We start from the raw sequence: 15,451 nt of genomic DNA on the forward strand, positions 1-15,451 counted from the left end.
TTAAAGGCACCTTTTGATTTAAATCGCTTTTGAATTAATCCGGGAAACTGAGTCGTTCTTTGGGGAAAATGACTTTAAAGGTCGAGCCTTCATTTTCCTTGGATTCAATCACCAGTTGGGCCTGATGCTGCATCAGCACGTGTTTTACAATCGCAAGTCCCAGCCCAGTACCCCCGGTACGGCGGCTCCGGTCAGAATCCACCCGGTAGAAACGTTCGGTCAGACGGGGCAGGTGTTTGGTATTGATTCCGATCCCGGTATCCTGTACCACAAAATAGGCAGATTCACCATCATCATGCCAGCCCATGGTTACGGTACCACCTTTCGGGGTATATTTAATCGCATTGGTAATCAGGTTACTGAAGGCACTGGCAATTTCCATATCCGAGCCAATCAGGTCGCAGTGGCTGTCGATATCCAGATTCAGGGTATGGCCATAGTCCACGTTATAGGCCTGGGCATCATCAAACAGCTGGTTCATCAGGCTCGGCATGTCGATGATCTGGTTCTTGGCCAGATTTTTGTCATTTTCCAGGCGCGACAGCAGCAGCAGGTCATTCACCAGTGCATTCATACGCCGGGTCTGGGACTGCATCTGGTCAAAGGCGCGTTTCCAGCGTGGACTGATATCTTCCTGATCGGTAAAGGTTTCGATATAGCCGCTGAGTACGGTCAGCGGGGTACGCAGTTCGTGGGAAATGTTGTCGACAAAGTCCTTACGCATCTGCTCCAGATTATGCATCCGGGTCACGTCATAAGCGACCAGCAGGCGGCTTTCGCCACCAAAACGGGTCATCTTGATCTGCACATAATGGTCTTCCACAACCGGAGACTGCATTTTCAGGCCATCCGGAGCATCATCTATATGATGGTAGTATTCAATAAATTCCGGTTGAGAGAGCAGTGTCAGGATATTGCAACCTTTGTCTTCTGCTTTGAGACCCAGCAGACGCTCTGCAGCGGGATTCCACCATTCAATCTGCTGCTTATCATCAATCAGAATTACTGCTTCCTGAAGTGCAACCAGTGAAGATTGGGCACGATCAATCAGTTCCACCATTTCTGCCTGAACAATGCGTTCCTGTCGTTGAGCCTGATAGACGTTAAACAACAAGGCACCCCAGATGCCATTGATCTTGGGTGGTACATCATATGGACGGTTGGAAATCCAGTCATTGACCAGATACAAGGAACGGATCTGCGTGGCAAAAAAAGCTACAAAAGCCAGCACGATACAGACCCAGAAATAGCCGATCCCGAACCCGATTAGGCTGCCGATCAGCAGAAAACCAGCCAGTAGACGTAAATCCTGCTTGGCAAAATCCCAGAGGCTGTTGGAGCGAGGCATCTTGTGTCCACGGGCCATTTCAGGAACAGGGTAGGGTTTATACATAAAGCAGGATTTACCTAAGTCAGATTAGCCGAGGGCAACATCGGCACGGGTAGAGAAACGGTAACCGGTACCACGTACGGTCTGTACATAACGGTCAGCCCCATACGGTTCCAGTACCTTGCGCAGGCGACGGATATGTACGTCAATGGTCCGGTCTTCAATATAGACGCTACCGCCCCACACCTGATCCAGCAGCTGGGCACGGGTATAGGCACGTTCCGGATGGGTCATAAAGAAGGCCAGCAGGCGATATTCGGTCGGTCCCATATCCAGAAGGGTGTCACCAAAGCTGACGCGCTGGCTGACCGGGTCCAGCACCAGGCCGTTGGCATCAATATTCTTGTCATTGCTCAGGCCATTGGTACGACGCAGCACAGCTTTGATCCGAGAGACCAGTTCACGGGTGGAAAATGGCTTGGTCATGTAGTCATCGGCACCGGCATCCAGACCTTGCACCTTATGATCTTCTTCACCACGTGCGGTGAGCATAATCACCGGAATTTCCGACAGGCTTTCATCACGTTTCAGCCGGCGGCACAGATCGACACCACTGACGCCACCGGGCATCATCCAGTCTAACAGGATAAGTGCCGGACGCTGATCCACAATCATTTGATGGGCCTGCTTGGCATCTTCTGCCTCCAGACAATTAAAGCCTGCCATATCCAGGGCAGTATGGATCATTTCACGAATTGGAAGCTCATCATCGACGATTAAAATGTAGTCATCTTTCACAACGCAATACCCTATCAGTTAACGGTGGACCGTTTTATATTTATGACAAGCCTTATTACAAAGATTAATTATGACAGTATCATTGCAGAAAGGGCAGCTTCCCAGATTTCGCAAAGAATTGTGACAATTAAAAACAATCCGTACTCGACCAAATATCATTTTTAAACAGCTGAAATCATGTCATTTGGCTATTTAAAATCCTCTACTTTTTCTCGGCAAAGGTTTCAAACAGGGTCAGGAACACAATACTGCATGAAGACAGCACTTCTTCCATCGACTGTTTAAAACCACTCATGACCCAGCGAATCGCGATCTGGGTCACGTAGCCATTCAGGCCGGTAGAGACCAGAGAAATTTCCTGTTCGGAACGGCTTAGGTTGGGCATCATCAGCATCACAAAAGCCTGAATCATGCGGTCAAAACGGCTCATGGTTTCATGAATGGTGGCCTGATTATGCAGTTCCTGCACCAGCATGGCATCGATATAAATAATCCGCGCCATACGTGGATTATCGCGTAGCGTAGTCAGCAGGGCAGTCAAACCGGCTTCAATCATTTTTTTCGGATCGGAGGAGGCCCGCATCATCGCCTGCATGACATTTTGCTGCAGTTCATCGATCAGTTTCAGGAAAATGGTCTGGAACAGATGCTCGCTTTTCTTGAACGATTCATAGAAATAGCGTTCGGTCAGCTTGGCTTCATTACAGATATCTTTGACCGTTACGGAAAAAAAGCCATGCGTACCATAAGCCTGAATACCGGCTTCAATCAGCTTCTCTCGGCGTGCCTGTTGACGCTCCGCCATGGACAAACCCTTAAACTGGCGTTCTTTGGCTGCTGTTTTTTGTTGTTTTTTCTCAGAAGTTGCTGACTGTGTCATAGGATGAACAGGCTCATTTACACCAAAATTTTGAATATCTTATCAATAAATTGCCATTGTACCTATGCTCAGACTAACCAAATCATCTTGGCCCGAATAGACAAGCAAGGTTTATTGACAATGAGTATTGTCAAAACTATATTGGGGAGAATTGCTGCATGAAGCACGACAGAACCAGAAATACTGTCCGCGCGGGCAGTGTCATTCATAAGGGAAAACCATGAAAAATTTTAATAATAAAGTTGCTGCGATTACCGGGGCAGGGTCTGGGATCGGCCAGCAGTTGGCCGTGTTACTGGCAAAACAGGGTTGTCATCTGGCATTAAGCGATGTCAATGAAGAAGGTTTGGCTAAAACCGTTGAGTTGCTCAAAGATGCCAATGTCCGTGTCACCAGCAAAAAGGTCAATGTGGCGAATCTGGAAGAAATGCGTGCCTGGGCAGCTGAAGTCGAGAAAGATCATGGCAGCGTGAACATGATCTTTAACAATGCGGGCGTGGCACTGGGTTCTACCGTGGAAGGCGCCAGCTATGACGAGCTGGAATGGATTGTCGGGATTAATTTCTGGGGTGTCGTCTATGGGACCAAGGAATTCCTGCCGCTGATCAAGAAAACGGGCGAGGGACATATCATCAATATTTCCAGTCTGTTTGGCCTGACTGCGCAGCCGACACAATCGGGTTATAACGCCACCAAGTTTGCGGTACGTGGCTTTACCGAATCGCTACGTCAGGAACTGGATATGGAAAACGGTGGCGTGAGTGCGCTGTGTGTCCATCCGGGCGGCATCCGGACCAATATCGCCAATGCGGCGAAAATGAATGACAGTATCCGTAGTCTAGGGATGCATCCGGAAAAATCAGCGCAGAACTTTAACAAGCTGCTGCGTTGTCCGCCGGAAGAAGCGGCGCGCCAGATTCTCGATGCAGTCCTAAAAAACAAACGCCGCTTGCTGATCGGTAATGATGCTAAAGCGATTGATCTGATGCAGCGTATCCTGCCAGCGGGCTACCAGAAAGTAACCGCTTTTGCGACCAAGCTTGGGAATCGTTCCAAGAAATCTGCTTAAGTTTTGAAAATCAATCAAATAAAAGCTCACAGAGGTGGGCTTTTTTGATATTGGAACTAATGAAATCTTAATATTCAGGAAGTTTTCTTTATCTTAAAAATAGAAAATAAAATAGAGATTAAAGCTGAATTGATATAAGCAAGTGTTGAATTATCAACACTGAAAGCGGTTAAAAACCAACATAAATGTTCTGGATATTTTTATAAAATATAATAAAAACAATATATTAAATAATTGGCATGCTTGTTGCCATATAGGGAGAGTGAAATGATAACAAACTAGGTACTCCCCATGACTATTTTAAAAGATTTAAAAGGCAAGACTTCTCGTTCAGCGCAGGTGAAATCCCAGCTCGATTTTCCGGTGATTGATACTGATATTCATACCAATGCCTATAGCCCAGCACTAGAAGACTATATTGCGCAATACGGTGGTTCACGTATCGTGGATTTGTTCCGTACCCATTTAAAAAGTAATGGCTTAAATGCCTTAGCAGCAGAATGGTATAACGCAACGCCACAAGAGCGTAAAGATCGCCGTCTGTTCCGTCCGCCGTTCTGGGCACTTCCATCTGAAAATACCTATGACCTGGCAACTGTAGCCTTACCAGGTTTGTTATATGAGCGTTTAGAAGAGCTCGGTACAGACTATGCGGTACTGTATCCAAACCTGTCTTTGTTCCCAATCAACTCATCTAATGATGATTTACGTTTATCTTTGACTCGTGCCATTAATCATTTCCATGCCGATGTCTATAAGCCTTATGCCGATCGTTTAACACCGGTAGCAGCGATTCCATTGAATACGCCGCAAGAGGGGATTGAAGAACTGGAATTTGCACAAAAGCTGGGGCTAAAAACCGCCCTGATTCCGGGTGCAGTACGCCGCCCGATCAAAGCTGTAGCAGATCGTTATCCTGAAGATACGGATCTACGCCGTTATGCTTACTGGTTAGATTTCTTCGGCATCGACAGTGAATATGATTATGACCCGTTCTGGCAGAAGAGTGTGGAGCTGGGTATTAATTTGTCGACACATTCTGGTAGCCAAAGCTGGGTCGCACGTAATTCACCAACGAATTATATGTTTAACCACATCAACCACTTTGCTGATGCGTCTGAAGCACTAGCCAAAGCGCTGTTCTTTGGTGGTGTGACTGAACGGATTCCACAACTGCGTATTGCACTGCTAGAAGCAGGGGCAGCATGGGGACAAAATGTTTTGACCCATCTGGTGGATCGTTTTGAAAAACGTGGTAATGAGCATGTGCAGCAATATAACCCGGAACGTCTGGATCGTGAATTGGCGGTCGAACTGTATCTTCAGTATGGTCATACCTTGTACCAAGGCCGTGAACTGAATGAGGATGAAATTGTGCAAAGCCTGTTTGGTGTCGCTGCAACCTCTCGCTTCCAGGCACAAAAACCGGATGAAATTAACGATTTTGCCTTAGCCAAAATTCAAAGCAAACAGGATATTTGGGATCGTTGGGTGCCGAACTTCTATTTCGGTAACGAAGCTGATGACCGCACGATTGTGGGGGCTTTAAATCCAAAAGGGAATCCATTTGGTCAGAAAATTAATGCCTTGTATTCCTCTGACTCGGGTCATTGGGATGTCCCTGAACTGACTGAACCACTGGCAGAAACCTGGGATCTGGTGCAGGAAGGGGCGATTACCGCAGAAGACTTTAAGTCGCTGGTATTCACCAATCCGTATCAGTTCTATACCGCGAATAATCCTGATTTCTTTAAGGGAACCCAGGTGGAAGCCAAATTAAACAAACAGAACGCCGCATAACCCCTTAATTCAAAAATATCGTCCGCTTGTGCCAGCAGGCGGACTGGGGATTTTTCGTCTTTTATTTTAATGATTCAGGAATTTTTTGTGGGTAAACAACATTTATTGGCTGTATCCGTTGCATTGATTATTCAAGGGATCTCTCTCAGTGCGTATGCAGATGACACGACTCAAGCCGAGTTAAAACAGCTTAAAGCACAGATTGACGTCTTACAAAAACGCTTTGTGCAGCTGGAACAAAAACACAATACCACGCTGTCTACGAGTGACCAAAGTGAAGCGACGTATACAGAGTTTATGGAAGATGGAGAAGGTACTGAGCTGGTTGCGCGTGAAGTCACAACAGATGACATCGATGGCTTAAAAGGGGATATCGAGAATTTCAAATATGACCATTCCCGTCAGTATGAACGTCAAACAGTGAAATCCGCACGTGATACGACTTTATACGGAACGGTACAGGTACGTGCCTCTTATCAGGACGAGGGGACAACTGCAGGTAACCCGGCACCCGTGGGTGAGCGCAAATCAACGTTTGATATTCCAACAGCACTGATTGGGGTGCGCGGTAATTTATTCCGTGATTATAACGAAGGCAAAAATCTGGATTACCAGCTGTCTTTCAGTTATGCCAAACAGACCGGGACTGCTGGTAATAACAGTAACTTCAATTTGCAGGATGCTTTTCTACGCTACAACTTTTTCTCGACCAACTCCGGTTTGGAACAACCCCGTTTAAATGTAACTTTGGGTCAGCAACTCATTCCGTTTGGTCTGGAAGCGCAGTCTCCTGAAGATTTACGTCCAACCATTACTCAGGCGATCGCGCCTGTACAGCTAGGTCTAACAGCACGTCAAAACGGTTTAATTGTACGTGGTGATGTCAAACCTTATGTCGATTACGGTGCAAATTACCGCGCTCCATTACTGGAATATGCATTTGGTGTGACTAATGGTAATGGGATCAACAAGACCGATGATAATGAGGGCAAAGATTATCTGGCACGTCTGGCTTATACCTTGCCTGTGGACTATGCCAGCATTTTCCGTGAGCTGAAATTCGGTGTGTCGTATTTAAAAGGTAAGAACAATGTCAAAAATGATGGAGTTTTGCTGAGCGATCATGGCAAGCGCGATATTTTAGGCTTTGATATTTACTACAACCATGCACCGTTTGGTGTGACCTACGAATACATTCAGGCTAAAACAGAAAAAGCCACGCCTGTGAATGAGCTGGTTGATACCACGGCTGAAGGGCATACCTTTACCTTGTTCTATACCTTGGGTGACCAGTTCTATAACAGTATCAAATCCAATGCCAAATTTGACGATTTCTGGCCGAAGTCAATCCAGGGCTATTACCGCTATGACAACTATAACCCGAACAAAGATCAGGATGTGGTTGGTGTGCCTGGCAATGGCTGGGGTGAATATGACAAGCACTCGCTGGGCCTGAACTTCTTCTTCGCGCAAACCACTAAGTTCCAGCTAGCCCTGAACCATACCAAATACCAAAACGAAACCAGTTCCCAAAAAGACTTTAATGAAGTCGTGGGTCAATTCCAATACACCTTCTAATTATTCAACAGGATTGTTTTAAAAATGAAATTTCTCTCTAAAAAAATTACCGCAAGTTTACTGGCACTTTCAGCATTAGGTCTAAGTGTTCAGGTGTCTGCGGCAGCACCGAAAGAAATCCGTATTTCTGTGTCTAGTGCTGGCGAGGGCGGACGTCCAAAAATTGGCGGCAGTTTTATTGCATCAGCACATGCACGTGGGGTACTGGAACAGGAATTTAAAAAAGACGGCATTAAAGTGACCTGGTTATTCTTCCCAGGCGCAGGTCCAGCAACCAATGAAGCTTTAGCGAACGGTAAAGTCGACTTTGCATCTCAAGGGGATTTGCCCGCGATTGTTGGCCGCTCATCAGGCCTGAAAACCAAACTGTTATTTGGTACTGGGCGTTTAGGACCGGTGTATTTCGTTGTGCCGTCAGACTCTACAGCCAAATCGCTAGCGGATTTAAAAGGCAAGAAAATTGCCAACTTTAAAGGCACGAATGGACAGATCGTTCTTCATCGCCTGCTGAAAAGCCAGGGAGTATCTGAAAAAGATTTCCGAGTTATTAATCAGGATACCTATTCATCCCGTACCTCGATTGCAACGGGGGATATCGACGGCACGATTACGACACCTTGGAGCCTGGAAGCTCGTGGTGTGGCAAAACGCTTAATCACCTCCAAAGATCCAAAAGTTTCGGCTTTATCTGCGTTCTGGGTCACAGAAGCGTTTGAAAGACAATATCCAGATATTGTCCAGCGTGTGGTGACAACCTTAGTGAAGCAAGCACACTGGAGCAGTCAGGAAGCTAACCGTAATGAACAGTACAAGCTTTGGGCACAAAGCGGTATTCCATATATCGACTATAAAAAAGACTGGGATGGCTGGGATCTGAAAAAACGGATTAACCCGCTGCTAGATGATTTCCATGTGGCTCAGTATATCGATGCTGCAAAAATCTCTAAAGAAGCACGACTCATTCGCCGTGATGTGGATATCAAAACCTGGTACGAACCTAAGTATTTGAACCATGCCCTGAAAGAACTCAAACTTGAAAACTATTGGCGACCTCTGAATGCCAATGGCCAGCCAAAGTAAGGATGTTCTGATGTCATCGGTTGAATCAAATCTCGCCACAACACCGCTGTCTTTCAAGTTTATGAGCAGCTTTATTGTGCTGACGATTTTGGCAGGTTTAGGGATGGGCGTATTTCGCGTCCTGACCTCCCTGTATGGCGTTGAACTGCAAGCCTCACCGTTACAGTTAGGCTTGATTTCTTCAGCGCAGAGTATTGGTGTCCTACTGATGGCTTTACCGATTGGGGTCCTGGTCAAACGCTTAGGTTCCTTGCAGGTATTTAGTATCGGCAGTATTGCAGGGGCAATTCTGTTTGTATTGGCTTCACTGTTTCATAACCCGTGGGCACTGGTACTGATTACTGCTTTGGTGAGCTTTGTAATGCCGATGCGTTTTGTCTCAATCAATACGGTTTTTTTAACCCATTTACGCCGTCTTGGTGCTGCAAAAGCTGGCTGGTTTCGTGGTTCGCATATGATGGGCTTTTTCCTGATCGGTCCATCACTGGCACTATTTTTTGTCTCGTTATTTGGTTATCAGAAGTCCTTCTGGTGTGTGGCAGCACTGTTTATTTTCGCAATGTTATTCGCACCGATCTGCTTCGAGAAAAAAAGCCAGATTGAACGTGATGCTCAACCGAAATTCCGGTTTAAGGAAATTCTTGAGCCACTGCGTTTAATTAAAAGTCATCAGCCACTGCGTACCGTGTGCCTGCTCGAAATTTTAAGCAGTATTGCCACCAATACCTTTGGTTTCTTTATCGTTGTCATTGCGATTCAGAACTTCGCTTTTGCTGAACATTCAGCCGTATTGCTACTCACAGTTCAAGGCATTGTCTTTGTGGGTTCCTTATTTGGCTTGGGGAGCTTTGCAGAATGGCTAGGCTATCAAAAGTTTTATCTGATCGGTTTGACTTTGATTAGTGGGGCTTTATTTGCCTTGGCACTACTGAAGCAGGCTTGGGGCTTATGGCCAGCCAGTGCCTTGCTGGGCTTGGGACTAGGCGTGTTGCATATCGCCAACTTTATGTCTTTTGCCAAAGTCGGTGAAGAAACAGAAATGACCAAAGTTTCGCCTATTCTGGCACTAGTCGGACCTCTAGGCGGATTGCTTGGCGGTTTTATCGGCATAGTCTGCGGATCCAGTTTTGGATTGCAATGGCTATTCTTGCCGACTGCAATCGCATTTACTTGCATGACTTTTTATATCTATTTCAGCCAGCGCTTTCTGGCATTTATCCAAAATGATCAACTCAATACAACACAGCAACTCGAGGGGCAAAAATCATGAGTATCAGTCATATTGAACGCCGTAGTTTTGCATGGCAAAACATTTTCAATCCTGTTGAATTGCTTAGAAAAGCCGTCAAAACGCTGTTGTTGCTGTGTTGTGGCCTGGCGATTCCATTGGCCGTATTAGCGCTTTGGCATATCGCAACAGAACGACAATGGCTGCCTGAACAGATCCTGCCAGCACCACAGCTGGTCTGGACGACGACGCTGGAACTGTGGCAATCAGGCGATCTGCAGAGCAATTTTCTGATCAGTGCCAAACGCATTTTCTGGAGTGTCAGTCTGGGTGCCAGTATTGGCCTGATCTTGGGAACCTGGTTTGCCTTGTCCAATAAGGCCAAGCAACTGGTTTATCCAAGTATCCAGCTTTTGGCCCAGTTCCCGATCATTGCCTGGATTCCTCTGCTGATGATTTTTCTGGGTATAGATGAAGCTTTAAAAATTGTCGCGATCTCTCTGGCGGTGATTGCTCCGGTGCTGATTGCAACCTTTAAGGGTATCCAGCTGGTACCTGTTCGATTACTGGAAGTGGCTCGTGTTTACCAATTTTCAAAATTGCAAACCTTAACTCGGGTGATTTTGCCAGCAAGTTTATCGGCCATTATCAGTGGGTTACGCCAAGGCATCATGCAGGCCTGGTTAGCTCTGGTCTTTGTGGAATTACTTGCCAGTAGTGAAGGCATCGGTTTCCTTATGGTATGGGGACGTCAGCTGATGCAGCTGGATATCGTCTTTATGGGCATTATTTTTATTGGTCTAACGGGTTATGTCCTGGACAGTGTTCTTGCTGTGTTTGAACGTGTGGCTCGTTTCTATGCAACACGTGTGGGGGCTTAAATCATGTCAGAACTCATTTTAGAAGAACACAAAACAACTGCTTTACCGGGAAAAAACATCGCTGCTCCTGTATGGAAACCAAGCAAAACGGCATTGCAGGCATTGATTGTCCCTGCACTGTTTATCCTGCTGTGGAGTACGGCTTCTTATCTGAACTGGATCGATGCCAAACTGATTCCTTCACCTTGGGACGTCGTGGTTGTTGCCAGTAAAACCTTGAGTGAGGCACAGTTCTGGCAAGGTGTTACCGCCAGTTTAAGCCGTAACTTTATTGGCTATGCTGTTGGTGCCAGTCTCGGCGTGGTCTTTGGTGTGTTATTGGGAACTTCACGGTTTGTCCAGTGGTTCTTTGCACCAGGTTTTCATGTATTACGTCAGGTCTCACTGTTCGCCTGGTTACCTCTCATCTCAACCTTTTTAGGGTATGGCAATTTCGCCAAAATTTTATTCATCAGCTTATCGGTATTTTATCCAGTTGCCCTGCACAGTTTGGAAGGGGTGAGCAGTATTTCCAACAGATACCGTGAGGTTGCCCAGGTTTACCAGTTCCCGACCACTTATACCTATCGCAAACTAATTTTACCTGCAGCAAGCCCGCAGATTTTTGTTGGATTACAACTGGGGCTGATCTTTGCCTGGCTAGCCACCATTGGTTCGGAGTTTCTGTTGGCCCATTATGGTGTGGGGCTTGGCAACCTGGTGATCCGCGGTCGTGAGCAATTTAATGTGCCATTAATTCTACTCGGGATGTTGGTGATTGGTGCGGTTGGCCTGATTCTCAACCGCCTACTGGTGGCAGTTGAGCAGCGTTTATTGACATGGCAGAAGTAGGGGGCAGAAGAGAAATGAAAAAAATATCAATCTGGTTAAAACGGGCATCTGTTGCCTTACTGGTTGGCCTGAATCTGTCTGCCTGCAGTCTGAATCGCGCTCCGGATACCTCATTACCTGTCACTGAGTTGCGTTATCAGAGTAGTGCCGGACTGGTGTCCCTGCCAGAGCTGGCCAAAGACCTGGGCTATCTCGGCAATATCCAGCTGAATTATGTCGGTACTGTACAAGGCGGACCACAGGATCTGTTGACCTTGGTGGCAGGAGATGTGGACTTTGCTTCAGCCTTTAATGGCGCAGTTGTCAAAGTGATGGCAGCAGGTCTGGATGTCGTCCCTGTAGTGGCTTCTTATGGTTGTGACTATAAGCAGTCAGCAGGCTTCTATGTGTTGGAAAATAGTCCAATTCGTACCGCGCGTGATTTTATTGGCAAGAAAGTGGCGATGAATACCTTCGGCGCTCATCATGATTTTGTACTACGTGATTGGCTGGAAAAAAATGGTTTAACAGCAAAAGAAATTTCAGAGGTGGAATTCATCATGCTGCCACCGATTACTTCTGAACAGGCACTTCGTAACGGGCAAATTGATGTCGCTGTGTTATCCAGCATTACGGAACAGCGCGCTTTAAAGAATGGCGGTGTGCGTAAAATTTTTGCAGATGTAGATTTATATGGCCCATTCACCGCAGGGAGCTACTCGATGCGCAAAGAGTTTATCGAGAAACATCCTGAAGTCGTAAAGACCTTTGTGGAAGGAGTAGCTAAAGCACATCGCTGGGTGCAGACCACACCCGTTGAAGAAGTACATGCCCGTTTTAAGCGCATCATTTCCGAGCGGGGTCGCAACGAGAATCATGCCCTGATTCCATATTTCCAGAGTTATGGTGTGCATAGTGCGGGTGGGGTGCAGAAGGCAGAAGACTTCGAGCCATGGATCAAATTCATGGAGAAAGAACAAAAACTGAAACCAGGCGTACTGAATGCGCAAAACGTTTTCAGTAACCGTTTCAACCCTTATGCCGACCAGAATACACAAGGATTATAACAATGACGATTGCATTAAAAATGGACCATGTCCGTAAAGAATTTCCAGCTAAAACCACAGGTAAATTGCCCTCTGCACCTTTTGTTGCAGTAGAAAATGTCACTCTAGATATTCAGCAAGGTGAATTTGTATGCATCGTGGGGCCGAGTGGTTGTGGCAAATCGACTTTACTGGATTTAATTGCGGGCTTAACCCGTCCAAGCTCCGGTCAGATTTTGCTGAATGGCAAGGAAATTACCAAGCCAGGTCTGGATCGCGGCATTGTGTTTCAGCAATATGCGCTCTATCCATGGCTGACCGCGCTAGAAAATATTGAGTTTGGTCTGGAAGCCAAAGGCGTAGATAAAAAGACCCGTCGTGAGAAGGCCAAATATTATTTACAGCTGGTGGGATTAACTGGTTTTGAAAATCACTATCCGAATGAATTATCTGGCGGGATGAAGCAGCGGGTGGCCATTGCCCGCAGCTTGGCCTATGAACCAGAAATTCTGTTGATGGATGAGCCATTTGCTGCACTGGATGCCCAGACCCGTGAAACCTTACAGGAAGAATTGCTGAACATTTGGCGCAGTTCCAAAGCCACCATCATTTTTATTACCCATAGTATTGATGAAGCGATTTACCTCAGCCAGCGCGTCGCTATCATGACTTCCCGTCCGGGACGGATTAAGGATGTGATCGAGATTCCGGAAAGTTTACGTTTGCAAGATGAAGACGTTCGTTCAACGGCAGAATATGGGCGGTTACGTCATAGAATCTGGTCGCAGTTGAGTGAAGAAGTGGTGAAAGCACAGGCATTAGAAAAGACCAAGCAGCTACAGCACAGTGCTTAAAAGAATATAAAAAAGAGGATTATCAATATGACAACAGCAAAAAATCAGGCATTGGCCTATCCCAATGCTACCTTTAACCGCAAGAAACTCAATATCCAACTCACCTGGTTGAGTTCTGGGTTTAAGCGATCCATTGCCATAGTACTGTTCTTCCTGCTTTGGGAAGTCTTACCGCGTATGGGTGTCGTTAGTGCGGCCTTTCTACCACCTTTAAGTCAGGTATTTCAAACGGGTTGGGAACTATATCAATCAGGGCAATTGACCCATCATTTGGTAGTTTCTCTACAACGCTCAGTGATTGGTTTTACCTTGGCGATATTACTGGCTATTCCACTAGGTTTGCTGATTGGCTGGTACAAGCTGATTGCAGAAACCTTAAATCCATTGTTAGAGCTGTTCCGTAATACCACTGCACTGGCTTTAATGCCGGTATTTATCCTGTTTTTGGGGATTGGTGAAGTGTCAAAAATCAGTTTGCTGGTTTATGCCTGCACTTGGCCAATCTTACTGAATACGATTTCAGGGGTACAAAACGTAGATCCATTGCTGATTAAATCTGCACGTACCATGGGTTTGCCACCGTATCAGCTGTTTAGAAAAGTGATCTTGCCGGCAGCTGTACCGACTATTTTTGTGGGCATCCGTCTGGCTGGTGCGATTTCGATTCTGGCACTGGTTGCGGTAGAAATGTTCGGTTCTAAAGCTGGTTTAGGTTATTTGATTATGTATTCCCAATATAGTTTTGAAATTCCACAAATGTTTGTCGGTATTTTAATTATGACTGTTTTAGGGTTAGCATTTAATTATGGTTTACTTGCGGTAGAAAAACATTTTACCAAGTGGAAGAAAAATCCGGTTGAATAATCCAATTAAAATAAAAAACCCGTTTTAAATAAAACGGGTTTTTTAATATCTTATCTAAAATTAAAAATATCATTGTATGAATATAAATAATAATTTTCACATAGTTTTTAAATCAGGCCGTATTTTAATAAACGCGTCCGAATGACATTACGGGTCACTCCTAACAGCTTTGCAGTATGTACCTGGTTGTACTGGCAATGTTCATAGGCACTGCGAATAAAGCGTTCTTCAATCAGTTCATTGATATTCAGATCAGGCAGTTGCCCAGAAGCGTCAAACAGCTGTTTAAAGGTTGCTTGGAGCAACTGTTCAGCATCCTGAAGGTTATGAATCTCCATATTCAAGTCAGTTGATGAATGCGGCTGACTCTGGGGAAAACCGGAAGACTTGATATTGCCAGTCACCAGGTTGGAAAAGCTGATATCTTCCGGTTCAATGACGCCATTACGGCTGACCAGCACCGCATGGTGCATGGTATTTTCCAGCTCACGGATATTGCCCGGCCAGCGATGTTGAATCAGCTTTTTCGCTGCCAGCGCCGAGATACGTAGAGGGGTGTCATGCGGGTTAGTCTGGTAACGTTCCACAAAGTATTTCGCCAGAGGCAGAATATCTTCACGACGGTCGGCCAGTCGTGGAATACGCAGTAATGCCACATACAGGCGATAGAATAAATCCTCGCGGAATTTACCCTCAATCACTGCCTTTTCCAGATCGACATTGGTTGCAGCAATGATGCGGACATTGATCGGGATCGGCTTAAGCGACCCGACCCGGATAATTTCTCTTTCCTGTAAAATCCGCAATAATTTGACCTGCATTGGCAGGGATAGGTCACCAATTTCATCCAGGAATAGCGTGCCATTATGCGCTGCTTCGAACCAGCCGATACGCTGGCTAATTGCCCCGGTAAAAGCGCCTTTTTCATGCCCAAAAAGCTCACTTTCGGCCAGCGATTCTGTTAAGGCACCGCAGTTCACTGCGATAAAGGGACCATGGGCACGATGACTCAGATCATGAATCTGGCGTGCCACCAGCTCCTTACCGGTACCGGTTTCACCGATAATTAACGCATTGGCATCACTCGGTGCAATCTGTTTGATTCGTTCCAGCAAGGCTTTAGACAACGGGTCTTCAAAGACGGTAGCAGTCGCCCGTTCATGCCGTCTTGTCTGACTAATAATGGGATGTGTAAATATCGACATAATTCTTATTTCAAATTATTAAAATATA

At 46.0% G+C, this 15,451-nt stretch carries 14 protein-coding genes; 10 read left to right on the top strand and 4 right to left on the bottom strand.

Annotated elements, in window-relative coordinates; translation table 11 throughout:
* Nucleotides 1–34: 34 nt before the first annotated feature.
* From phoR to ABEF84_RS00840, 3 genes are all read right to left on the bottom strand, one after another.
* A complete protein-coding gene (phoR, locus tag ABEF84_RS00830; protein WP_034587330.1) occupies nucleotides 35–1,393 on the bottom strand; it encodes a phosphate regulon sensor histidine kinase PhoR in 1,359 nt (452 codons plus the stop codon).
* Between the two features lie 24 nt (nucleotides 1,394–1,417).
* Nucleotides 1,418–2,128 (bottom strand): phosphate regulon transcriptional regulator PhoB, encoded by a 711-nt coding sequence (gene phoB, locus ABEF84_RS00835; RefSeq protein ID WP_034587331.1) that lies wholly within the window; start codon nucleotides 2,126–2,128, stop codon nucleotides 1,418–1,420.
* 202 nt (nucleotides 2,129–2,330) lie between these two features.
* Nucleotides 2,331–3,008, bottom strand: coding sequence for a TetR/AcrR family transcriptional regulator (locus ABEF84_RS00840; protein WP_347453406.1), 678 nt, complete (start codon nucleotides 3,006–3,008; stop codon nucleotides 2,331–2,333).
* Nucleotides 3,009–3,228: 220 nt separating this feature from the next.
* On the opposite strand from ABEF84_RS00840, the gene ABEF84_RS00845 reads away from it, so the two are divergent.
* The 10 genes from ABEF84_RS00845 to ABEF84_RS00890 all read left to right on the top strand — a co-directional run bounded on the left by ABEF84_RS00845 (nucleotide 3,229) and on the right by ABEF84_RS00890 (nucleotide 14,218).
* Nucleotides 3,229–4,077 carry an SDR family NAD(P)-dependent oxidoreductase gene (locus ABEF84_RS00845; protein ID WP_347473312.1) on the top strand — a complete coding sequence of 283 codons (849 nt, stop codon included), beginning with the start codon at nucleotides 3,229–3,231 and terminating at the stop codon, nucleotides 4,075–4,077.
* 291 nt (nucleotides 4,078–4,368) lie between these two features.
* On the top strand, nucleotides 4,369–5,877 hold the full coding sequence (locus ABEF84_RS00850) for an amidohydrolase (RefSeq protein WP_347454550.1): 1,509 nt from the start codon (nucleotides 4,369–4,371) through the stop codon (nucleotides 5,875–5,877).
* A 69-nt stretch (nucleotides 5,878–5,946) separates the two neighbouring features.
* The gene (locus ABEF84_RS00855; RefSeq protein WP_347455443.1) at nucleotides 5,947–7,455 is read left to right on the top strand and encodes a DUF3138 domain-containing protein; all 1,509 of its coding nucleotides are present in this window, start codon (nucleotides 5,947–5,949) and stop codon (nucleotides 7,453–7,455) included.
* Nucleotides 7,456–7,479: 24 nt separating this feature from the next.
* The gene (locus ABEF84_RS00860; protein WP_034587336.1) at nucleotides 7,480–8,535 is read left to right on the top strand and encodes an ABC transporter substrate-binding protein; all 1,056 of its coding nucleotides are present in this window, start codon (nucleotides 7,480–7,482) and stop codon (nucleotides 8,533–8,535) included.
* A 10-nt stretch (nucleotides 8,536–8,545) separates the two neighbouring features.
* Nucleotides 8,546–9,805: an MFS transporter gene (locus tag ABEF84_RS00865; RefSeq protein ID WP_347473728.1), complete on the top strand. Its 1,260-nt coding sequence runs from the start codon at nucleotides 8,546–8,548 to the stop codon at nucleotides 9,803–9,805.
* Nucleotides 9,806–9,807: 2 nt separating this feature from the next.
* The gene (locus ABEF84_RS00870; protein ID WP_404798890.1) at nucleotides 9,808–10,644 is read left to right on the top strand and encodes an ABC transporter permease; all 837 of its coding nucleotides are present in this window, start codon (nucleotides 9,808–9,810) and stop codon (nucleotides 10,642–10,644) included.
* A 3-nt stretch (nucleotides 10,645–10,647) separates the two neighbouring features.
* Complete coding sequence (locus ABEF84_RS00875) at nucleotides 10,648–11,475, top strand: ABC transporter permease (protein ID WP_347455446.1); 828 nt, start codon at nucleotides 10,648–10,650, stop codon at nucleotides 11,473–11,475.
* 14 nt (nucleotides 11,476–11,489) lie between these two features.
* Nucleotides 11,490–12,521 carry an ABC transporter substrate-binding protein gene (locus ABEF84_RS00880; protein ID WP_347455447.1) on the top strand — a complete coding sequence of 344 codons (1,032 nt, stop codon included), beginning with the start codon at nucleotides 11,490–11,492 and terminating at the stop codon, nucleotides 12,519–12,521.
* A 2-nt stretch (nucleotides 12,522–12,523) separates the two neighbouring features.
* Nucleotides 12,524–13,354 (top strand): ABC transporter ATP-binding protein, encoded by an 831-nt coding sequence (locus ABEF84_RS00885; RefSeq protein ID WP_034587340.1) that lies wholly within the window; start codon nucleotides 12,524–12,526, stop codon nucleotides 13,352–13,354.
* Nucleotides 13,355–13,381: 27 nt separating this feature from the next.
* The gene (locus ABEF84_RS00890) at nucleotides 13,382–14,218 is read left to right on the top strand and encodes an ABC transporter permease (protein ID WP_034587343.1); all 837 of its coding nucleotides are present in this window, start codon (nucleotides 13,382–13,384) and stop codon (nucleotides 14,216–14,218) included.
* A gap of 107 nt (nucleotides 14,219–14,325) precedes the next feature.
* Here the strand turns inward: ABEF84_RS00890 and ABEF84_RS00895 are convergent, their stop codons facing one another.
* Entirely contained in the window at nucleotides 14,326–15,423 is a 1,098-nt protein-coding gene (locus tag ABEF84_RS00895) for a sigma-54-dependent Fis family transcriptional regulator (protein ID WP_034587345.1), read from the bottom strand.
* Between the last annotated feature and the right edge of the window lie 28 nt (nucleotides 15,424–15,451).

This window comes from Acinetobacter sp. ANC 7912 (assembly GCF_039862785.1).
In the GTDB taxonomy this organism is placed as follows: Bacteria; Pseudomonadota; Gammaproteobacteria; order Pseudomonadales; family Moraxellaceae; genus Acinetobacter; species Acinetobacter thermotolerans.